This window comes from Streptomyces sp. NPDC007095, assembly GCF_040634475.1.
GTDB lineage: Bacteria > Actinomycetota > Actinomycetes > Streptomycetales > Streptomycetaceae > Streptomyces.
The window spans coordinates 19,607-38,994 of record NZ_JBEYFS010000028.1 but is presented as its reverse complement, the minus strand read 5'-3'; the positions used below and the strand labels follow the sequence as shown (position 1 = coordinate 38,994).

19 protein-coding genes are annotated in these 19,388 nt (G+C 71.1%); 9 read left to right on the top strand and 10 right to left on the bottom strand.

The features are described 5' to 3' along the window. Positions 1-7: 7 nt before the first annotated feature. The 3 genes from ABZ656_RS12510 to ABZ656_RS12500 are packed head-to-tail and all read right to left on the bottom strand — an operon-like array spanning position 8 to position 3,772. Positions 8-2,380: an aerobic carbon-monoxide dehydrogenase large subunit gene (locus tag ABZ656_RS12510; RefSeq protein WP_101402299.1), complete on the bottom strand. Its 2,373-nt coding sequence runs from the start codon at positions 2,378-2,380 to the stop codon at positions 8-10. Continuing rightward, positions 2,377-2,898: a (2Fe-2S)-binding protein gene (locus tag ABZ656_RS12505; protein ID WP_101402298.1), complete on the bottom strand. Its 522-nt coding sequence runs from the start codon at positions 2,896-2,898 to the stop codon at positions 2,377-2,379. The genes ABZ656_RS12510 and ABZ656_RS12505 overlap by 4 nt, the downstream gene beginning before the upstream one ends. 1 nt (position 2,899) lies before the next feature. Further along, a complete protein-coding gene (locus tag ABZ656_RS12500) occupies positions 2,900-3,772 on the bottom strand; it encodes a xanthine dehydrogenase family protein subunit M (protein WP_360267237.1) in 873 nt (290 codons plus the stop codon). 115 nt (positions 3,773-3,887) lie between these two features. Here ABZ656_RS12500 and ABZ656_RS12495 point away from each other — a divergent pair, with 115 nt between their 5' ends. The 4 genes from ABZ656_RS12495 (at position 3,888) to ABZ656_RS12480 (ending at position 8,146) form a co-directional block, all read left to right on the top strand. Beyond that, entirely contained in the window at positions 3,888-4,844 is a 957-nt protein-coding gene (locus tag ABZ656_RS12495) for a LysR family transcriptional regulator (protein WP_101402296.1), read from the top strand. A 250-nt stretch (positions 4,845-5,094) separates the two neighbouring features. Beyond that, positions 5,095-5,364, top strand: a complete 270-nt coding sequence (locus ABZ656_RS12490; RefSeq protein ID WP_360267234.1) for a rhodanese-like domain-containing protein — start codon at positions 5,095-5,097, stop codon at positions 5,362-5,364. 40 nt (positions 5,365-5,404) lie between these two features. Further along, positions 5,405-6,634 (top strand): FAD/NAD(P)-binding oxidoreductase, encoded by a 1,230-nt coding sequence (locus tag ABZ656_RS12485; RefSeq protein WP_360267231.1) that lies wholly within the window; start codon positions 5,405-5,407, stop codon positions 6,632-6,634. A 129-nt stretch (positions 6,635-6,763) separates the two neighbouring features. Continuing rightward, complete coding sequence (locus ABZ656_RS12480) at positions 6,764-8,146, top strand: MBL fold metallo-hydrolase (protein WP_360267228.1); 1,383 nt, start codon at positions 6,764-6,766, stop codon at positions 8,144-8,146. 153 nt (positions 8,147-8,299) lie between these two features. Here ABZ656_RS12480 and ABZ656_RS12475 read toward each other — a convergent pair whose 3' ends face one another. The 3 genes from ABZ656_RS12475 to ABZ656_RS12465 are packed head-to-tail and all read right to left on the bottom strand — an operon-like array spanning position 8,300 to position 10,390. Further along, a complete protein-coding gene (locus ABZ656_RS12475) occupies positions 8,300-8,773 on the bottom strand; it encodes a DsrE/DsrF/DrsH-like family protein (protein WP_101402292.1) in 474 nt (157 codons plus the stop codon). A 40-nt stretch (positions 8,774-8,813) separates the two neighbouring features. Next, positions 8,814-9,131, bottom strand: coding sequence for a TusE/DsrC/DsvC family sulfur relay protein (locus tag ABZ656_RS12470; RefSeq protein ID WP_101402291.1), 318 nt, complete (start codon positions 9,129-9,131; stop codon positions 8,814-8,816). A 17-nt stretch (positions 9,132-9,148) separates the two neighbouring features. Continuing rightward, positions 9,149-10,390 (bottom strand): FAD/NAD(P)-binding oxidoreductase, encoded by a 1,242-nt coding sequence (locus ABZ656_RS12465; RefSeq protein ID WP_101402290.1) that lies wholly within the window; start codon positions 10,388-10,390, stop codon positions 9,149-9,151. Between the two features lie 274 nt (positions 10,391-10,664). On the opposite strand from ABZ656_RS12465, the gene ABZ656_RS12460 reads away from it, so the two are divergent. Together ABZ656_RS12460 and ABZ656_RS12455 are read left to right on the top strand one after the other, a co-directional pair. After that, positions 10,665-11,117 (top strand): OsmC family protein, encoded by a 453-nt coding sequence (locus tag ABZ656_RS12460; RefSeq protein ID WP_360267223.1) that lies wholly within the window; start codon positions 10,665-10,667, stop codon positions 11,115-11,117. Positions 11,118-11,572: 455 nt separating this feature from the next. Continuing rightward, positions 11,573-11,800 (top strand): hypothetical protein, encoded by a 228-nt coding sequence (locus tag ABZ656_RS12455; RefSeq protein WP_360267220.1) that lies wholly within the window; start codon positions 11,573-11,575, stop codon positions 11,798-11,800. 639 nt (positions 11,801-12,439) lie between these two features. Here the strand turns inward: ABZ656_RS12455 and ABZ656_RS12450 are convergent. Next, positions 12,440-13,027 (bottom strand): rhodanese-like domain-containing protein, encoded by a 588-nt coding sequence (locus tag ABZ656_RS12450; RefSeq protein WP_360267217.1) that lies wholly within the window; start codon positions 13,025-13,027, stop codon positions 12,440-12,442. Between the two features lie 81 nt (positions 13,028-13,108). On the opposite strand from ABZ656_RS12450, the gene ABZ656_RS12445 reads away from it, so the two are divergent. Beyond that, positions 13,109-13,396 carry a metal-sensitive transcriptional regulator gene (locus ABZ656_RS12445; RefSeq protein ID WP_101403955.1) on the top strand — a complete coding sequence of 96 codons (288 nt, stop codon included), beginning with the start codon at positions 13,109-13,111 and terminating at the stop codon, positions 13,394-13,396. Positions 13,397-13,426: 30 nt separating this feature from the next. Here the strand turns inward: ABZ656_RS12445 and ABZ656_RS12440 are convergent, their stop codons facing one another. The 3 genes from ABZ656_RS12440 to ABZ656_RS12430 all read right to left on the bottom strand — a co-directional run bounded on the left by ABZ656_RS12440 (position 13,427) and on the right by ABZ656_RS12430 (position 15,997). Further along, complete coding sequence (locus ABZ656_RS12440; protein ID WP_101402287.1) at positions 13,427-14,173, bottom strand: sulfite exporter TauE/SafE family protein; 747 nt, start codon at positions 14,171-14,173, stop codon at positions 13,427-13,429. Further along, complete coding sequence (locus ABZ656_RS12435; protein ID WP_101402286.1) at positions 14,170-14,559, bottom strand: rhodanese-like domain-containing protein; 390 nt, start codon at positions 14,557-14,559, stop codon at positions 14,170-14,172. Before ABZ656_RS12435 ends, ABZ656_RS12440 begins: the two co-directional genes overlap by 4 nt. Before the next feature lie 70 nt (positions 14,560-14,629). Beyond that, a complete protein-coding gene (locus tag ABZ656_RS12430) occupies positions 14,630-15,997 on the bottom strand; it encodes an MBL fold metallo-hydrolase (protein WP_101402285.1) in 1,368 nt (455 codons plus the stop codon). A 176-nt stretch (positions 15,998-16,173) separates the two neighbouring features. On the opposite strand from ABZ656_RS12430, the gene ABZ656_RS12425 reads away from it, so the two are divergent. Further along, entirely contained in the window at positions 16,174-16,578 is a 405-nt protein-coding gene (locus tag ABZ656_RS12425) for a DUF302 domain-containing protein (protein ID WP_101402284.1), read from the top strand. Between the two features lie 853 nt (positions 16,579-17,431). Further along, positions 17,432-19,171 (top strand): GAF domain-containing sensor histidine kinase, encoded by a 1,740-nt coding sequence (locus ABZ656_RS12420; RefSeq protein WP_360267211.1) that lies wholly within the window; start codon positions 17,432-17,434, stop codon positions 19,169-19,171. Positions 19,172-19,388: the final 217 nt, after the last annotated feature.

Genomic DNA, 19,388 nt, shown 5'->3' with positions numbered 1-19,388 from the left:
GGGGGCCTCAGGTGATCGCCAGGTCGGTGCGCAGCGGCCGGCCCTGGGCGGCCCGCCACACCGCGGCGGGCGTCAGCGGCATGTCGACATGGCGTACGCCGAGCGGCTTCAGCGCGTCGACCACGGCGTTGACCACCGCGGCGGGCGAGCCCACCGTGGCGGACTCGCCGACGCCCTTGGCTCCGATGGGGTGATGCGGAGAGGGGGTGACGGTCTCGCCGAGCTCCCAGGACGGGCACTCGACCGAGGTGGGCAGGAGATAGTCCATGAACGACCCGCCGAGGCAGTTGCCGTCCTCGTCGAAGGCGATCACCTGCATCAGCGCCATGCCGACGCCGTCGGCGAGTCCGCCGTGCACCTGCCCTTCGACGATCATGGGGTTGATCCGGTTGCCGCAGTCGTCCACGGCGATGAACCGGCGGACCTTCACCTGGCCGGTGTCCGCGTCCACATCGGTGACGCATATGTATGCGCCGAAGGGGAAGGTGAGGTTCGGCGGGTTGTAGACGCAGGTCGCGTCCAAGTGGCCCTCGACGCCCTCCGGGAGTTCCAGGTTGGAGTGCGCGGCGAGCGCGATCTCGGTCATGGTCCTGCCCTGGTCGGGGTCGCCCGTGACGAACCAGCGGCCCTTCTCCCATTCCAGGTCGTCCGGGCTCACTTCGAGCATCGCGGAGGCGACGATCTTCGCGCGTTCGCGCACCTTGCGGGCGACCATCGCGGTTGCTGCTCCGGACACCGGTGTCGAGCGGGATCCGTAGGTGCCGAGCCCGAACGGAGTCTGGTCGGTGTCGCCGTGCACCACCTCGACGTCGTCGGGCGGGATGCCCAGTTCCTCGGCGACGATCTGCGCGAAGGTCGTCTCGTGGCCCTGTCCCTGGGTCTGTACGGAGAGCCGCAGGACGGCCTTGCCGGTCGGGTGAACGCGCAGTTCGGCGCCGTCGGCCATGCCCAGTCCGAGGATGTCCATGTGCTTGCGCGGGCCCGCGCCGACGGCCTCGGTGAAGAAGCTGACCCCGATGCCCATCAGCTCGCCTCGCTCGCGTTTTTCGGCCTGCTCCCGGCGCAGGTCCTCGTAGTGCGCGATGTCCATGGCCAGCCGCAGGGCGCGGGGGTAGTCGCCGGAGTCGTACTCCCACCCCGTCTGCGTCTTGTACGGGAACTGCTCGGGCCGCAGCAGGTTGCGCATCCGCAGCTCGGCCGGGTCCGTGCCGAGCCTGTCCGCGAGCAAGTCGACCATCCGCTCGACCAGGTACACGGCCTCGGTGACGCGGAACGAGCAGGCGTAGGCGACGCCGCCGGGCGCTTTGTTGGTGTAGACGCCCGTCACGCTGCAGTGTGCGGCGGCCAGGTCGTACGAGCCGGTGAAGACGCCGAAGAAGCCGGCGGGGAACTGCGTCGGCTGTGCGGTGGCGTTGAACGCGCCGTGATCGGCGATCACCTGGACGCGCAGGCCCAGGATCTTCCCCTCCTTCGTCGCCGCGATCTCGCCGTGCATGTGGTAGTCGCGGGCGAAGGAGGTGCTCATCAGGTTCTCCGAGCGGTCCTCCACCCATTTCACCGGCTTGCCGGTGACGATCGATCCGACGACCGCGCACACGTAACCGGGGTAGATGCCGACCTTGTTGCCGAAGCCGCCCCCGATGTCCGGGGAGATGATCCGGATCTTGTGCTCCGGGATGCCGGCCACCATCGCGTAGATCGTGCGGTGGGCGTGCGGGGCCTGGGTGGTGGACCACACGGTCAGCTTCCCGGTGATGGCGTCCATGTCCGCCACGGTGCCGCAGGTCTCCAGCGGCGCCGGGTGCACTCGCGGGTACAGCATGTCCTGCTTCACCACGACGTCAGCGGCCGCGAAGACCTCGTCGGTGCGCTCCTTGTCGCCCGCCGACCAGTCGAAGATGTGGTTGTCGGTCTGATGGTCCTTGTCGTCGCGGATCACCGGCGCGTCCGGGTCGAGCGCCCGGCGGGCATCGACTACCGGCGGGAGCGGTTCGTACTCCACGTCGATCAGCTCGAGGGCGTCCCGGGCGGCATAGCGGTCCTCGGCGACGACGAAGGCGACTTCCTGGCCCTGGAAGCGCACCTTGTCGGTGGCGAGCACCGCCTGGGTGTCGTACGAGAGTGTGGGCATCCAGGCCAGCCCGAGTCCGGCCAGGGTCTCCCCGGTGATCACGGCCTTGACCTTCGGGTGCGCGTCGGCGGCGCTGGTGTCGACGGACACGATCCTGGCGTGCGCCAGCGGGCTGCGCAGGATGGCGCCGTACAGCATCCCGGGCAGCCGGACGTCGTCGACGTAGGTCCCGTGGCCGCGGACGAACCGCGCGTCCTCCTTGCGGGGCATCCGTCCGAAACCGACCGGCCGTTCCTCGGTGGTCGTCATGCCCGCACCTCCTCGCGGCCGGGCGCCGACTCGGTGGCCGCGTCCGCGGTCCGCGCCCCGCCGCCGTGCTCGGCGGCCCAGCGGATGGAGCGCACGATGTTCTCGTAACCGGTGCAGCGGCACATCTGTCCGGAGATGGCCTCGCGGATGTCCTCCTCGGACGGATCCGCGTTGTGGTCGAGCAGCCAGCGGGCGGTCATCATCATTCCCGGCGTGCAGAAACCGCACTGCAGCCCGTGGCAGGCGACGAATCCCTGCTGTACCGGGTCGAGTTCGGCCCCGTGCGCCAAGCCTTCTACGGTCCCCACCTCATGGCCGTCGGCCATCACCGCCAGCACGGTGCAGGACTTGACCGGCGTCCCGTCCAGCCAGACGGCGCACACCCCGCAGTTGGAGGTGTCGCAGCCCCAGTGGGTGCCGGTGAGTCCGAGTTCGTCGCGCAGGAAGTGAACGAGCAGCAGTCTGGGTTCCACGTCCCTCGTGTGCTGCTCGCCGTTCACGGTCACGGTGATCCGCATGTCACGCCTCCTGCCCCTGGGCACGTGCGGCGGCGGCGCGCAGCGCCCGCGTGGTGAGCACCCCGGCCAGATGCCGCTTGTAGTCGACCGGGCCGCGCTGGTCGGCCGTCGGCCTGCACTCCCGCGAGGCGATCCGGCCCGCCTCGACGAAGACCTCGTCGTCCGGCCGTCCACCGCGCAGGAAGTCCTCGGCCTGCTCGGCCACGAACCGTGGGGCACCCACCGCGGTCAGCCCGATCCCGGCCTCGGTGATGACCCCGTCGGAGATCTCCAGCACCGCTCCCGCGGCGACGACCGCCCAGTCGCCGACCCGGCGCTCGACCTTGCGGTAGGCACTGGCGTGCGAACGGATGGGCACGCGGATCTCCACCAGAAGCTCCGCTTCGTTCAGCGCGGTCTCGTACGGCCCGCGGAAGAACTCCCTGATCCCGATGGTGCGCCTGCCGTCGGGGCCTTGGGTGACAAGGGTCGCCCGCAGTGCCGAGAACGCCGCGGACAGGTCCTCCGAGGGATCGGCCTGGCACAGCGAGCCGCCCACGGTACCGCGGTTGCGTACGAGCGGATCGGCGATGACCCGTTCCGCGTCCCGCAGGATGGGGAAGTGCTCGCCGACCACCGGCGAGGCGAGCAGCTCCGCGTGGCGGACCATCGCTCCGACGGACAGGTCGTGCTCGTCCACCCGGATCAACGCCAGCTCGCCGAGGCCGTTGATGTCGATCAGGGCTTCGGGCTGGGCCAGCCGCAGCTTCATCATCGGCAGCAGGCTGTGTCCGCCCGCCACCACGCGGGCCTCGGGGCCATACCGTGTGAGCAGCTCGATCGCCTGCTCGAGGCTGGTGGCCGTCTCGTACTGGAAGGCAGCTGGAACCTGCATCGGGCCCTCCTGGAACGCTGTTCCCAGTGACCATTCATGCTGCGCTCGTCCGCACTGATCGCGCAATAGCTTGATAAGCATTCACTTATCCACTCAAACGCGGGAAAATCGAATAGTGACCGTCACGCAGCTGAGCTCCTTCGTGCTGGTTGCCCGGCTCGGTTCGGTGAGCGCCGCGGCGCGGACTCTGGACGTGAGCGAGTCCGCGGTGTCGCAGGCGCTCGCCGCGCTGCGCACCCACTTCGGCGATCCGCTCATCCGGCGCGCAGGCGGCGGTGGGATGCGTCTGACGCCCGCCGGGGCGCGGCTGCTGCCGGTCGCGTCGCGGATGGTCGCGCTGAGCGCGGATGCCGAGGCTGCGGTGCGGGCGGCACGAGGTGCGCCCGACGAACTGCGGGTCATCGCCACGAGCACGCTGGCCGAGTTCGTACTCCCGTCGCTCGTCGAGGCCTTCGCCTGTCGCTCGGGGCACAGGACCGAGACCTCGTTCGGGGTTGCCTCCGGCAACGAGATACGCGTACTGGTGGAGAATCGGCTGGCCGACGTCGCGCTCGGGCCGCGCCTCGACTCCGCCCGCAGGGGCGAACTGGTCAGCGAGCCGCTGTTCCGCACCCAGTTGGTCGTGGTGATCGGCGCCAGGTCACCGCGGCCGCCCGGTCCGCCGCCGCAGTGGTCGTGGCTGGTCGATTCCACCGGGACCGATCCGGACGCGGACTCCGGGCGGCTGCTACGTCGGCTCGGAGTGACCGAAGGACACGTGTGGGTGTTCCCCAACCAGGCCGCGACCTGGGCGGCCGCCGCCGAGGGCGCGGGGGTGGCACCGGCGTCGGCCCATCTGGTGTCGCCCCGCATCCGGCGTGACGAGCTTCGCATACTGGAAACCCCGGCCACCCCGTCGGACGCCACCTGGCACGCCACCGTCCTGCAGCCCGAACACCGTTCCCCGGCCGCCGACGCGTTCCTGCACTTCCTGCACACGCCCGCAGCGACCCGCATCATGCGCGGGCCCGGCACGGGCGTCCCGCCCTCCCGGTTCCGGCCCCCGGTGTACGTCACGCTCTGGGGCGCGTGAGAGAGCAGGCTCTCCCCCGTTGCCGTGGCGGCGCGCCCGGCTTGTCGCAGATGCGGAGGTACACCAGCGTGTCTGGGCGGGCCCGCCTGCCCAGGGCCGGTACACGGCACTCCGGGTCGGCCTGCAGAGCGCGCACGACGCCGGACGTTGCCTCGCAGGCAAATACCTCCAGGGGTATTTGACGCCCTTCTCGAAGCCGCCATACGCTCGCGAGCAAGAAACCCCCGGGGGTATTTGAGGAGGCAACGAAGTGGCTCGTGAAGTGACACAGGAGGCGTTCGCGGCCGGGCACGTACCGGGCGCGCTACTGATGCCGCTGCGCTCCGCGCCGACCCAGTGCGGTGAGCTGCCGGCCGACCGGCCGGTGTACGTGATCCGTGCCGGCGGCAACCACAGCATGACCGTCGCCGACTGGATGAACTCGCGCGGCATCGACGCCCGCTCCGCGGCCGACGGCACCTCCGTCCGGGTACGCGGCGGACGCCCGGTCGCGGCCGGACCCATCGGGCACGCGGCCTGACCCCACACCGACACCGGGCCAGAAGAGAAGGAGCTCCGCCTTGACCGCCACCCCCTCACCCACCGGCGAGCCGATCTCCGGCCGTCACCGCGTCGCCGTCATCGGCGGCGGCAGCGCAGGCATCAGCGTCGCCGCCCGCCTACGCCGAGCCGGGGTCACCGACATCACCCTGATCGAACCCTCCGACACCCACTGGTACCAGCCGCTGTGGACCCTGGTCGGCGGCGGCCAGGCGCCCCTGCGCGCCACTCACCGCCCCGAAGGATCCGTCATACCCGACGGCGTGCGCTGGATCCGCCGGCGCGCCCAGGCCGTCGACCCCGACGCCCGCACGGTGACCCTGTCCGGCGGCGCCGAACTCACCTACGAGTACCTGGTGCCGGCGCCCGGCCTCCAGCTCGACTGGGACGGCGTGCCCGGCCTCGCCGAGGCGATCGGCTACGACCGGGTGAGCAGCAACTACGCGCCCGAGTACGCCCCGCGCACCTGGAAGCTGATCAAGCAGATGCGCTCCGGCACCGCGGTCTTCACCCACCCGGCCACACCTCTGAAGTGCGGCGGCGCCCCGCAGAAGATCGCCTACCTGGCCGCGGACTACTGGCGCAAGCAGAAAGTGCTTGACCGCATCCGCGTCATCCTCGTCATCCCGGACCCGGCGCTGTTCAAGGTGGCCGCCTGGTCACAGGTCCTGGAGAAGGTGGCCGCCCGGTACGGGATCGAGGTGCGGCTGCGCTCGGAGATGACCGCCGTCGACGGCGACGCCCGCGAGATCACCGTGACCGACCACGCGAACGGCACCGAGGAGACCATCGGCTACGACCTCCTGCACGCCGTACCGCCACAGAGCGCACCCGACTGGATCAAGACGGGCCCGCTCGCCGACCCGGCGAGCCCTCAGGGGTTCGTCGCCGCAGACAAGCACACACTCCAGCACCCGTCCTACGACAACGTCTTCGCCCTCGGTGACGTGGCGAACCTGCCCACGTCCAAGACCGGCGCCGCCGTACGCAAGCAGGCGCCGGTCGTGGCCGCCAACCTGCTCGACGTGATGAACGGCCGGGCTCCGTCGCGCCGTTACGACGGCTACACGTCCTGCCCGCTGGTGACGGCCCGCGACCGGATGCTGCTCGCCGAGTTCGACTACGACCTGAACCCCACACCCACGTTCCCGCTGCTCGACCCCTTCAAGGAGCGGCGCACGATGTGGATGTTCAAACGGTACGGGCTGCCGCCGGTGTACTGGCACGGCATGCTCACCGGCCGCCTCTGACCGGCCGGCCCGGGACGTCCCCCGGCCCGGGCCGGTCACCCCGCCCTCGAAACAAGGGCGGACCAGACCCTCCCATATACCCCCAGGGGTATGGACAACCCTGCCTTTCCGACACGGAGGTCATCCGCCATGTTCTTCGCCCAGTACTACCTCGACTGCCTCTCCCAGGCGTCGTACATGATCGCCGACGAGACCACCGGCCGGGCGGTCGTCGTCGACCCCCGCCGTGACGTCTCCGAGTACCTCACCGACGCAGCCGCCCATGGCTTCACCATCGAGGCCGTCGTCAACACCCACTTCCACGCCGACTTCCTCGCCGGCCACCTGGAGCTGGCCGACCGCACCGGCGCCTGGATCGGCTACGGGCAGCGCGCCGAGACCGAGTACCCCATCCGCAAGCTGACCGACGACGAGCGGATCAGCCTCGGCGACGTGCACCTGCAGATCCTCGAAACCCCTGGCCACACGCCGGAGTCGATCAGCGTCCTGGTGTACGAGCACGCCGACGACGCCGTCCCCTACGGCGTCCTCACCGGGGACGCGCTGTTCATCGGCGACGTGGGCCGGCCCGACCTGCTCGCCTCGATCGGCGTGACCGCCGACGAACTCGGCCGCATGCTCTACGAGAGCATCCAGCACAAGCTGATGGCCCTGCCCGACGCCGTCCGGGTCTTCCCCGCGCACGGCGCCGGCTCCGCCTGCGGCAAGAACCTCTCCACCCAGCGCCAGTCCACCATCGGCGAACAGCGCGCCACCAACTACGCCTGCCGCCCGATGAGCGAGGAGAAGTTCGTCGAGCTGGTCACCGAGGGACAGCCGTCCGCGCCCGCGTACTTCGTCTACGACGCCATCCTCAACCGCAAGGAGCACGACCTGTTCGACGCCGCCGCCGCGCCCCTGCCGCTGTCGGTCGGGGAGTTCATGCAGCGGCGCGCTGCGGGGGCGGTCGTGGTCGACGCCCGCTCGCCGCAGGACTTCGCCCCGGGGTATCTGCGCGGCTCGGTCAACGTGCCCGCGGACGGCCGCTTCGCCGAACAGGCCGGCATGGTCGTCTCCCCCGAGCAGGACGTCGTCGTCATCGCGCCGCAGGACCGCGAGGAGGAGGTCGTCACCCGGCTCGCCCGGATCGGCTTCGACAAGGTCGGCGGCTACCTGCGCGAGCCCGAGGGCGCCTTCGCCTCGCTGGCCGACGAGATGGAACAGGCGAGCCGCCTGACTGCCGACGAACTGCGCCGCCTGCTCGACGACGAACCCCCGCTGGTCCTGGACGTGCGCAACGCCGCCGAGCGTGAAGAGGGCTTCATCGAGGGCTCCCTGCACATCCCGCTGGCCGAACTCGCCCGCCGCGTCGACGAGATCCCGGCCGACCGGCCCCTGGTCGTCCACTGCGCGGGCGGTCACCGCTCCTCCGTCGCCGCCAGCCTGCTGCGCCACCAGGGCCGCGCCGACGTCTCCGACCTGCTCGGCGGCTACGGCGCCTGGCTCGCCCTGCCGACATCGGCCGACGTCTGATCCACCGCACGGCGGGCGGCGGCCGAACCCGGCCGACCGGCCCATCGACACCAGCGGCGGAGGCGTTCCCGTACTTCGCGGTCGCGCGCGTTCGGCACTACCGCCGGCACGCGCCGCACTCCGTCCGGCAGGCCGTGCCCGGTACCGGTCATCTCAGGTGTAGATGATCTGGCCGCCGGCCGCGTGCTCGTAGAACTCGCCGACCGTGATGATGTCCTGGACCTGGTCGACGAGGTCGTCCTTGTCGAGTTCGAAGAGGTCGACCGACGCCTTGCAGGCGTAGATCCCGGCGCCTGTGTCGGCGATCATCTCGATGAACTCGGGGATCGACGGGATGTCGAGCCTGTCCATCTTGCGTTCCATGTACCGGGTGACCAGGTCGGGGACGCCCGGCATGCCGCCCAGCAGGGTCGGCAGGTGCAGGCCCGGGTTGCCGACGGTGGCCAGCTTGATGTGCTCCCAGCGCTTCCTCGTGATGGCGTCGAGGCCGAAGAAGGTGAAGAACAGGTCGGCCTCGATGCCCTCGGCGCGGGCGCCGTTGGCCATGATCAGGGCCGGGTAGATCCCTTCCAGGGACCCCTTGGAGACGATGATCGAGACCTTCTCGATCGTTGCGGTGTCGGCCATGACGGCACGCTCCTCGATGGCAGAGACGATGGCGGAGATGTCAGATGCAGCCGCGCGGCTTGGGAATTCCGGCGATCTTCGCGGCGGTCTTGGCGGGGCCCTTGGGGAAGAGCTGGTAGAGCTCCTTGACGCTCACGCCGGACGTCTTGCCGAGGACGCGGACGGTGGGGCCGGTGCCCTTGGCGGCGTATTCGGCGCGCATGAAGTGGATGACCGTCCAGTGCCGGTCGGTCAGCTTCTCGATGCCCTGGTCGTGGGCGATCTGCTCGGCCATGGGCTCGGTCCACCGCGCGGGGTCGGTGAAGAAGCCCTCATCGTCGACAGGGACGGCCGTGTCGCCGTAGGTGGCAGTGGGCATGGCGGGTTCTCCTTCGATCAGGCGTGGACGTGGTGCTTGCCGTGCTCGGGCATCGCCGAGTCGATGCCGGGCAGTTCACGGCCGGGCAGCAGGCTGTGCCAGTACAGCCACTCGAAGGCGAGCTTGCCGAGGTGGTTGGCGTGCGACTCCTTCAGCAGCGGCAGGCCCACTGCGGCCGGGAAGTGACCCGGCAGCGGTTCGGTGTCGTAGTTGAAGTCGATCAGCAGCGCCTTGTGGAAGCCCGTCTCGACGAAGCAGTTGGTGTGTCCGTCGAAGGTGGCGTCCAGCGGCTGTCCGGCCAGGAAGCGCCCGATGTTGTGGACGAGGGTCTCGCCCGCGAAGTGGGCCACCGAGCCGGCCTTGGACGCCGGCAGCCCGGCCGCGTCCCCGATCGCGAACACCTCGGGGCGCTCGGGGTGTTGGAGGGTGCGCTGGTCGACGGGGATGAAGCCCAGCTCGTCGCCGAGGCCCGGGGAGCGGCCGACGTACGCGGCGCCGCCGTGCAGCGGCACCACCACGGCCAGGTCGAAGGGCACCTCGCGCTCGTCGTACGAGACCAGCCGGCCGCCCTCGCCGTCGACCTCTCCGAGCGTGAACTCGGTGACCAGCTCGATGCCCTTGTCCGCCAGCAACCCGCCGAGCGCCTTCGCCGCGACCGGCTTGGTGAAGGCACCGTCCAGCGGGGTGGCGTAGGTCAGTCGGACCTTGTCGCGGATGCCGCGCCGCTGGAAGTACCAGTCGGCGAGGAAGGCGAACTCCAGCGGAGCCACGGGGCACTTGATGGGCAGGTCGGCCACGTTCACCACGACACGCCCGCCCTCGAAGCGCTCCAGGGCATGGTGCAGGCCGACGGCGCCGGGCAGGTCGTAGAAGGTGAAGACCTTCTCGCCCCAGCCGGGACCGGTCAGCCCCTCGGTCTCCTCCGGCAGCAGCGCGGCTCCGGTGGCGACCACGAGGACGTCGTAACCCAGCCGTATGCCGCCGCTGAGGTACACCGTCCGTGCGTCCAGGTCGACCCGCTCGATCTGCGCCTGCTTGTAGTCGGTGGTGGCGTGCATCTGCCGCGGACGGGACCGGACGAGGTGATGCGGCTCGGCCGCTCCGAAGGGGACGAACAGCAGGCCGGGCTGGTAGACGTGGTCGTCGTCCTGGTCCACGACGGTGATCCGGCATTCGTCCTCGTCATACACGCGGCGCAGCCGGTTGGCCGTCAGCGTGCCGGCGGTACCGCCTCCGAGAATCACGATGTGTTTGCCCATGCCCCCACTGTCGTGCGGGAGAAAAGGCCCGGGGATGGGCCGATGGTCCCCACCCCGGTACCCACCCGGGTATGTCTTCGCCCCCATGCAGGCCCCATGCGCTGCCCACCCACCACGAATCCCCTGAAAAAATACCTACCAGGGTATACCGCCGCGAGGGCCGGTGCGAGGGCCGAACGGCCCCCGTCGCACCCCGTCGACCTCTCGATCAGCCGCGCCGTTCGCGGTCGACTGGAACCTGGCAGCACTCGACGCCGATGAGAGAGGCCCGGCCATGACCGGCACCGCACCGCAGACCCTCAGCACGAACCAGCCGCTGGAGGCGGAGGTGCACCGCTTCGAGGTGACCCACGTCGACCGCGACGTCTACACCGTGGACATCCGCGGCCACCGCATCCAGGTCGACCAGCCCATCGAGGCGGGCGGCACGGACACCGCGCCCACCCCCACCGAGCTGTTCGCCGCCTCCCTGGCGACCTGCGTCGCCTTCTACGCGGGCCGTTTCCTCCACCGCCACGGCCTGGACCAGGCCGGACTGCGCGTCCGTACGGAATTCACCATGGCCACCGACCGGCCCGCCCGGGTGGCCTCCGTGCATGTCACGGTCACCCCGCCGCCCGGACTGACCGAGCAGCGCCGCGCCGCCCTGCTCGCCGTCACCTCGCGCTGCACGGTCCACAACACACTGCACCAGCCACCCGAGATCGGTATCGATCTGGCACCATGAGCATGCCCTTGGCGCCGCCCGCCTCGCCCCTCCTGGACCGCATCAGCCGCGGTCGGCGACGACGAGGTGCTGGAGAGCCCCTACGGCCCCCGTCGCACCGTCTACGCCGACCACACCGCCTCCGGCCGTTCCCTGGACTTCGCCGAGGACTTCGCACGCACGCAGGTGTTGCGCCCTTACGGCAACACACACCTGGAGAGCTCGAGCCCCGGACTGCAGACGACCCGGCTGCGCGAGGACGCCCGGCGCATCATCCGCGACGCGGCCGGCGGCACCGAGGACGACCTCGTGATCTTCTGCGGCTCGGCAGCCACCGCGGCGGTCAACAAGCTGGTGGGCATCCTGGAGCTGCGTCGCGGCGACTCGTACCCGCAGGACGTGCGTCCGGTCGTGTCCGTCGGTCCGTACGAGCACACCCGAACGAGCTGCCGTGGCGGGAGTCGGTCGCCGACGTCGTGGCCGTCGACGAGGACGCGGACGGTCACATCGATCTCGATGAGCTGGAGGCGCAGTTGGTCCGGTACGCCGGCCGGCCGCTGCGCATCGGCAGCTTCTCCTACGCCTCCGACGTCACCGGCATCCTCACCGACACCGGCCGCGTCGCCCGTCCGCTGCACGCACACGGCGCCCTGCCCTTCTGGGACCACGCGGCCGCCGCCCGCCGATCGACCCCGTCGGCCTGATGCCACCCACGGACGGATCACCACATCGGCGGTCCGCCACCACGGACTGGGCGAGGAGGCGCTGTCCGGCCGACTCGACCGCGCCCGCGAGGCGCTCGCCTGTCGTTCCGACCTCCTCGATGACGGCCTGACCGGGCCGCCAGGCCGACTTCGAGCGGATGTACTGGTTCCCGCTGCCGCCGGTCCGCCTGGAACAAACCCGGCACCGGTCACACAAAATACCCTGCCGGGTATATGAGAGGAGACCGGAACGCCATGCCGACCATCGAACTGACCGAGGACAACTTCGAGGAGACCGTGCGGACCGTGCCGGATGTTCGGCCCCGTCTGCAAAAAGGCCGGCTACGCGCCACGCCGACATCGTCTTCGGCGAGGTCGACACCGAGGCCCAGCCCGAACTCGTCGCGGGCTTCCGGATCTCCTCCATCCCCACCCTGACGGCCGTCCGCGACCGGACCGTCCTGTATACCGAGCCGGGCTGACTGCCACCGCAGGCCCTGGAGGAACTCATCGGCAAGATCCGGGCCGCCGAGATGGACGACGTACGACGGCAGGCCACAGCGGGCACGACGGAGGGAAGCTGACGCTTCGGCGCATGTCCAGGGCGCCCACGGGTCGCACGCGCCCTGGAACGCCGGTTCAGCGGCTGCGCAGGGCGGCGAGCGCGGCGTCGAGATCTGCCGCCCGAGGGCGGTTGTGGGGCAGCCTGCCCAGGATGGCCGCCATGCCGCACGTGTCGGTGACCGCGGAGAAGACCAGCCCGCCCGCGATGCCCGCGGCGAGGAGCTGGAAGGCGGGGTGCACGAGCAGACCGAGGACGAGCCCCAGGAGCACCACCGCCCCGGCGGTGAAGCGCACCTGCCGCTCCATGCTCCAGCCGGCCCGGGTGTCGCAGGCGGCGGGACGGTGCAGGTCGTGGCCGTCGGCGGCCCAGGCGCTGGTGCCACCGGCGAGGGTGGCGGTCTGTATGCCCTGCTCGGACAGCAGCTTGCAGGCGCTCTCGGAGCGCGCGCCGGAAGCGCACACGACGAGGACGTCACCACGATCGGCGGCGTGCCGTATCTCCGGCAGGGCGCGGCGGACGTGGTCCAGGGGGATGTTCAGGGCACCGGGCAGGTGGCCGGAGGCGTACTCGGCGGGCGTGCGCACGTCGATGACGGTGAGCTCGTGGAGCCGGGTGCGGGCCTGATCGGTGGCGAGGGTGACGGGGGCGAGGGGGCTGGTCATGGCAGATGTGATCCTTAATCGTCGACGCCGTCCCGAACCGGGACGTACAGTACCCCTAGGGGTATTCCTTGAGGAGTGATCGTGGAACTGGAGCTTGAGGGTGCGGACCTGAAGTCCGTGCTGAACCGACTGCGCCGCGCGCAGGGTCAGATCTCCGGCGTGATCCGGATGATCGAGGAGGGGCGCGACTGCGAGGACGTCGTCACTCAGCTCGCCGCCGCTTCACGCGCTCTCGACCGTGCCGGATTCGCGATCATCGCGACCGGCATGCAGCAGTGCATGACCGACATCGAGTCCGGCCGCAAGAACGGCGAGGACGCCCAGCAGATGCGCGCCCGACTGGAGAAGCTCTTCCTGTCCCTGGCCTAGAGCCGGCCCGGGCCTCGGGGGTTCGGCGCATCACGCCGCCGCGTCGATCAGCATGAAGGCGGCCACGGCCAGCAGCACCAGGGCGAAGATCCGCTGCAGCGTACCCCCGGAGACCTTCGTGGCCAGCCGTTTCCCGTCCCAGGCGCCGAGGATCGCGGCCCCGGCGAAGGGGCCGACGACCGACCAGTCGAGTCCGTCGACCGTACCGGCGCGAGCCGCCAGCGCGGCCAGGGAGTTGACGGTGATGACCAGCAGGCTGGTACCCACCGCGTTCCGCATCCGCATGCCGAGCACACTCACCAGCGCCGGTACGGCGAGGAAGCCGCCGCCGACGCCGAGAACGCCGGTGACCGCGCCCAGCCCGGCACCCGCGGCCGCGGCCCGGCCCGACCGTACCGGCACGATGGTGTCCGCGTGCTGACGGGTCCGCAGCATACGGAGTGCGGCCGCTCCCGCCACCACCGCGAAGGCCGCCGTCAGCGCCGCGGCCGGGATACGTCCGGCGAGCGCGCCGCCGAGCATCGCCGGGCCGATCCCGGCCGCCGCGAACAGCAGCCCCGTCCGCCAGCGGACGTTCCCGTCGCGGGCGTGCGCGGACATCGCGGTGGCCGAGGTGACGGCCACGATGACCAGGCTCGCGGTGGTGGCCGCGACCGGGGTGAAACCGAGCAGGTAGATCAGGGCGGGGACGGCCAGCACGCTGCCGCCGCCGCCGAGCGCGCCGAGCGCAAGACCGATGACCGCACCAGCGGTCAGGGCCAGTATGAGAGTGCTCACGCGACGATGCCGTTCCCGCCGTGCGGGTCCACCACCGGCAGCCCCGCCTCGGCCCAGTCCCGCATGCCGCCGATCACGTCCACGGCCTCCGCGCCCCAGGCGGCCAGCAGTTCGGCGGCCTGCAGGGAGCGGTTGCCCGAGCGGCAGATCACGACCAGGGGCCGTGCCTGCGCCTCAGCGGGCAGCCCGGCCCCGGCGGCCAGTGCCGAGAGGGAAAGGTGTACGGCTCGGGGGGCGTGCCCCGCCTGCCATTCGTAGGGTTCGCGGATGTCGAGCAGCACGGCGTCGCCTCCGCTGTCGGCGGCGTTGCCGTGGCCGGTGCACGCGGCTGCCTCCTGCACGGTCACGCGGCCCGGGCCGCCCTGACCCCGTCGGAAAATGCTCATCTCGGTTTCTCGCTCCTGTTTCCCATATCGGTACGGAAGATCGGCAGGGCCGGTGCGGCGTCCGGCGCCGTCAGGGGGTCCGCACGGTGAGCCCGGCCTTCTCGGCCGCGTCGAAGGAGTCGTCCACGGCGACGACCTCGCGACCGGCCGCGTCCAGCAGGGAGGCGGCGATGGCGGCGCGCATGCCGCCCGCGCAGTGCACCCACACCTCGCCGGCGGAGACCTCGTCGAGGCGGCTGTGCAGGGCGTGGACCGGGATGTGGACCGAGCCCTCGATGTACCCGCCCGCTCGCTCGGAGCCACGCCGGACGTCGAGAACGACGACGCCCTCCGCCGGGTGCCGACCCGCGAGGTCGGCGAATGTCGCACGGCGGAAGGAAGCCGGTGCATCGCCCTCCGGCATCCAGCCGCCGGGGTCGCCGGTGGCCGCCGCCGCGGGGCGGTCGATACCCACGCGGACCAACTCGCGCTGGGCTGAGGCGAGTTGCTCGGGCGATTCGGCAAGCAGCGTCACCGGCTTGCCCCACGGGATCAGCCAGGCCAGATACGTGGCGAGCTGCCCTTCGACCTCAAAGTTGAAGGAGCCGGACACATGCCCCGCGGCGAAGGCGACACGGTTGCGCAGGTCCACCACCCACTCCCCCGCCGCCAGCCGGGCGGCTATCTCCTCGGCTTCGGCGACGGCCGGCGGGGTCAGGTCGACGGGCGCGGGTCCGGCTGCGTTGGCCGGGCCCATGTGCGTGTAGTAGGCGGGGATGTCATCCAGGCCGGCCAGCAGGTCGGCGACGAAGTCGTCCACGTTCCGGGTGAGGGCTTCGTTGGACGCCTTCTCCTTGCCGATGGTCGTGTCACTGCCCTCCGCCTGGGAGGAGGAGCAGAAGCTGCCGAAGCCGTGCGTGGGCAACACGGCCGTGTCGTCGGGCAGTTCGGCGGCCAGCCGGTGTGCGGAGGCGTGCTGGGCCCGGGCCAGGTGTTCCGTGAGCCGCGGCTCCACGAGGTCGGGGCGGCCGACGGTGCCGATCAGCAGCGAGCCGCCGGTGAACACCGCGACCGCCGTGCCGTTCTCCTCCAGCGCGTAGGAGGTGTGGTGCGGAGTGTGGCCGGGTGTCGCGAGCGCGCGCAGGGTCAGGCCGGCCTCGGTGTCGATCTCCGTGCGGTCGCCGTCGTGCACCGGCACGCGCGCGAAGGAGACTCGGGCCCCGGCGGGAACGAGGTAGGCGGCGCCGGTGAGCCGGGCGAGCTCCAGGCCGCCGGTGACGTAGTCGTTGTGGACGTGCGTCTCGACGACCTGCGAGATCCGCACCCCGCGCCGGGCCGCCGCCGCGATCACCTGGTCCACGTCACGGGGCGGGTCGACCGCCACCGCCGTCCGCTCACCGCCCGCGAGGTAGCTCCGGTTGCCGAGCCCTGACACCTCGATCGTGTCGACGAAGAACACGAGGTACTCCCTTCCAGCGAATAATTACCCCTGGGGGTATATCTACGACGGTAGCATGAGTACCCCAGGGGGTATTTTCAGGGACGGGGAAGGCCCTCGGAAACGCCTCACGAGCAACTCCGGCACGGCAGGACACCCGTCCCGCGCCGCGCGAACCGACCAGAAGGACCACCGCCATGCGCTACGACCGCACCGTGCACCTCGACACCGACTTCGCCACCGCCGTCAGCCGCGTCCGCGAGGCCCTCGCCGAGCAGGGCTTCGGCATCCTCACCGAGATCGACGTCACCGCCACCCTCAAGGCGAAGCTCGACCACGACATGGAGGACTACGTCATCCTCGGCGCCTGCAACCCGCCCCTCGCCCACCGCGCCCTGGAGGCGGACCGCACCATCGGCCTGCTGCTGCCCTGCAACGTCGTCGTCCGCCGCGACGGCGACCACACCGCCGTACAGGCCCTCGACCCGAACACCATGGTCACCCTCACCGGACTCGACGCCCTCCGCCCGGTCGCCGAGGAGGCCGCCCGCCGCCTCGACGCCGCCCTCGCCTCGCTCACCACACCCGGCACGAGCGTCTGACTCCACCGGCTCGGCACCACACGCACCGGACGGTCCCGCAGGGCCGCGCCGGTGCCGATTCCACGGAGGCTCTCGCCCCAGCGCCGCCCACGTCGGCGAGCACACCGGCCAGGCGCCGTGCGGCACTGCCCGATCACCGTCGACAGCACGGCAGCGATGGCGCACACAGCCCCACCACTCGCCGGTCCGGCACCACACGGGGCGCCGTCGGCCCTCCGCGCACTTCGAAAACCGCATCCATGCGCAGCGCGGCCGCTGCGGCACGACCGGGATGACCCGCCGGTACCAGGCGGCCCACGCCCTCGTAGGCCACCCCGTCGACCAGCACGTCAGCCTGATGAGGCTGGGCGAAGTTCCGCCACCACTGTTTGCGGCGGCGCGGCCCGCGAGCTGGTGGCCCTCGCGCGCGCACTGCACGGGCAGGATGACAGGGCGCCCCGTGCGACACCCCGGGAAGGACAGTGCGCACAGTCCGGGTGGCACCGCGTGCCACCGCGATCGCAGCAGCGCCGGCACGATGCGGTTCGCCCGCCGCGGGCGGCGTACCGCAGTGGCTGAGCCAGTCGCCGGAATGCTCCCTGCGTCCATGTCCCCGGGGTGTGTGCGGTCGCGCCGCCCGCCCAGGGGCCGTTCGTCTCCGACCAGCGGCCGAACGGCACCCGCGCCACAAGAGCGGGCGGTGCCCGGCCGGGGTGCTGGGCGGGGCGACGGTGCGCCTCGGTCACAGGCGTCGGAGGACCATAGGATCGTGGCTGCGGGGACGGCCGTGTGTAACACATGCGTTCGCGTGCTGACAGGGCCGTTCGGGCATGATGAGGAGGTGCCAGCGGCACCTTTTCCGGAGGGAGCGGGAATGGCGGAGAGTCCGGCACAGGGGTGGAAGGGCGGCCCCGCGGCGCCCCAGTTGCGGCTGGACGAGCTGCTGGAGGGCCTGCAGGCACAGGTGGCACAGGTCCGCGCGACCCGGGACCGGGTGCACACACTGCTGGACGCGGTCCTCGCCATCGGCTCCGATCTGGACCTCGACGTGGTGCTGCGGCGGATCACCGAGTCCGCGGTCACCCTGGTGGACGCCCAGTACGGGGCCCTGGGCGTGCTGGGCGAGGAAGGGAAGATCCGGCAGTTCATCACGGTCGGCATGGACGAGAACACCATCCGCGCGATCGGCCACTATCCCGAGGGCCAGGGCATCCTGGGGCTGCTGATCCGCGAGCCGGAGCCGCTGCGGCTCGCCGACCTGGGCCGCCATCCCGATTCGGTGGGCTTCCCCGCCGGGCATCCACCGATGACCACCTTCATGGGGGCGCCGGTGCGTGTGCGCGACCAGGTCTTCGGAAACCTGTATCTGACCGACAAGCGGGGCGAGGCGGAGTTCGACGAGGATGACGAGGCGGTTCTGCGCACGCTCGCTGCCGCGGCCGGCGTCGCGATCGACAACGCCCGCCTGTACGAGGACACCCGTCGCAGGGAGCAGTGGCTGGCGGCAAGCAGCGAACTGACCCGCAGCCTGCTGTCGGGCACCGACCCGGACCAGGTGCTGCACCAGGTTGCCTCGACCGTCAGGACTCTGTCCAGGGCGGATCTGGTGACGCTGGCGGTGCCGTTCGACGGCGGCGACGAGTTGGTGATCGAGGCCGCCGACGGTGGAGGGGCCGAGCAGGTGCATGGGCTGGTACTGCCGTCTACCACGCTGGCCGCGAAGGTCTACCACTCCAACGAGCGGATCACCAGCAGTGCGCTGTCCGACGAGCCGCAGGCCGGGGGCGGCTCCGCGGCGCAGATCGGCCTGGGGCCCGGATTCCTGCTCCCCCTGGGCGGTGGTGAGCACGTGCGCGGGGTCCTGCAGGTCGCCAACCTGCTCGGCGGCACGGAGTTCTCGGACACCACCATGGCCATGATCAGCAGCTTCGCCGACCAAGCCGCGCTGGCCCTGGAGATCGCCGAGCACCGGCGCGAGGCCGATCACCTGCTGGTCCTGACCGACCGCGACCGCATCGCCCGCGACCTGCACGACCTGGCTATCCAGCGGCTGTTCGCCTCGGGACTGACCCTGAACTCGGTGCTCGGCCGGGTGTCCGACCGGCCCGAGGTGGCCGAGCGGGTCCAGCGGGTCGTCGACGACCTCGACGACACCATCAAGACCGTGCGAGGCACGATCTACGCACTGCGCGAGCGCGACCGCACCGACGGGCGCGGCGGGCTGCGCTCGAAGCTGCTGGCCGAGACCGACCAGGCCGCCGCCGTACTCGGTTTCGCTCCCGCCCTGCGCATGACCGGCCTGCTGGACACCGACGTACCCGCCAGCCATGCCGAGCACCTGCTGGCGGTGTTGCGCGAGACGCTGTCGAACGCTGCCCGGCACGCACACGCCACCGCCGTCGAGGTCACTGCCGAGACCGACGGCAGCCGGCTCCAACTGCGCGTCGGCGACAACGGAACCGGCATCGACCCGGCCGTCGACCGCCGCAGCGGCCTGGACAACCTCCGACAGCGCGCCACCGATCTCGGGGGCAGCTTCACTCTCAAGCCGAACGATCCCACCGGCACCATCGTGGAATGGACGGTGCCCCTCCCTGTACAGGCCGAAGCCTGAACCCCACTTTGGGGCACCGAGGGTGCTGAGGAAGGCGTCGCGAACAGCGGCTCGGTGGCCTCGGCGAGGAAACCGGGGAAGTCGGCTGCGGTCACGTGGCGCTGAGTGCAGAGCGCCTTCTGCCTGGGCCCATCCCGCTCGGCTAGCGCAAGCCTGGTCGCCCGGCCTCCGCTCGGAAGAGGGCGGGCGTAGGCGTACGGCTCCCGGCGGGCGGCAT

Bases quoted from the DNA above. Each gene is read 5' to 3' on its own strand.
- ABZ656_RS12470 (WP_101402291.1), bottom strand. From the start codon at position 9,131: ATGCCCACTGCCACCTACGGCGACACGGCCGTCCCTGTCGACGATGAG.
- ABZ656_RS12475 (WP_101402292.1), bottom strand. From the start codon at position 8,773: ATGGCCGACACCGCAACGATCGAGAAGGTCTCGATCATCGTCTCCAAG.
- ABZ656_RS12510 (WP_101402299.1), bottom strand. From the start codon at position 2,380: ATGACGACCACCGAGGAACGGCCGGTCGGTTTCGGACGGATGCCCCGC.
- ABZ656_RS12420 (WP_360267211.1), top strand. From the start codon at position 17,432: ATGGCGGAGAGTCCGGCACAGGGGTGGAAGGGCGGCCCCGCGGCGCCC.
- ABZ656_RS12435 (WP_101402286.1), bottom strand. From the start codon at position 14,559: ATGAGCATTTTCCGACGGGGTCAGGGCGGCCCGGGCCGCGTGACCGTG.
- ABZ656_RS12500 (WP_360267237.1), bottom strand. From the start codon at position 3,772: ATGCAGGTTCCAGCTGCCTTCCAGTACGAGACGGCCACCAGCCTCGAG.
- ABZ656_RS12425 (WP_101402284.1), top strand. From the start codon at position 16,174: ATGCGCTACGACCGCACCGTGCACCTCGACACCGACTTCGCCACCGCC.
- ABZ656_RS12450 (WP_360267217.1), bottom strand. From the start codon at position 13,027: ATGACCAGCCCCCTCGCCCCCGTCACCCTCGCCACCGATCAGGCCCGC.
- ABZ656_RS12460 (WP_360267223.1), top strand. From the start codon at position 10,665: ATGACCGGCACCGCACCGCAGACCCTCAGCACGAACCAGCCGCTGGAG.
- ABZ656_RS12465 (WP_101402290.1), bottom strand. From the start codon at position 10,390: ATGGGCAAACACATCGTGATTCTCGGAGGCGGTACCGCCGGCACGCTG.
- ABZ656_RS12505 (WP_101402298.1), bottom strand. From the start codon at position 2,898: ATGCGGATCACCGTGACCGTGAACGGCGAGCAGCACACGAGGGACGTG.
- ABZ656_RS12480 (WP_360267228.1), top strand. From the start codon at position 6,764: ATGTTCTTCGCCCAGTACTACCTCGACTGCCTCTCCCAGGCGTCGTAC.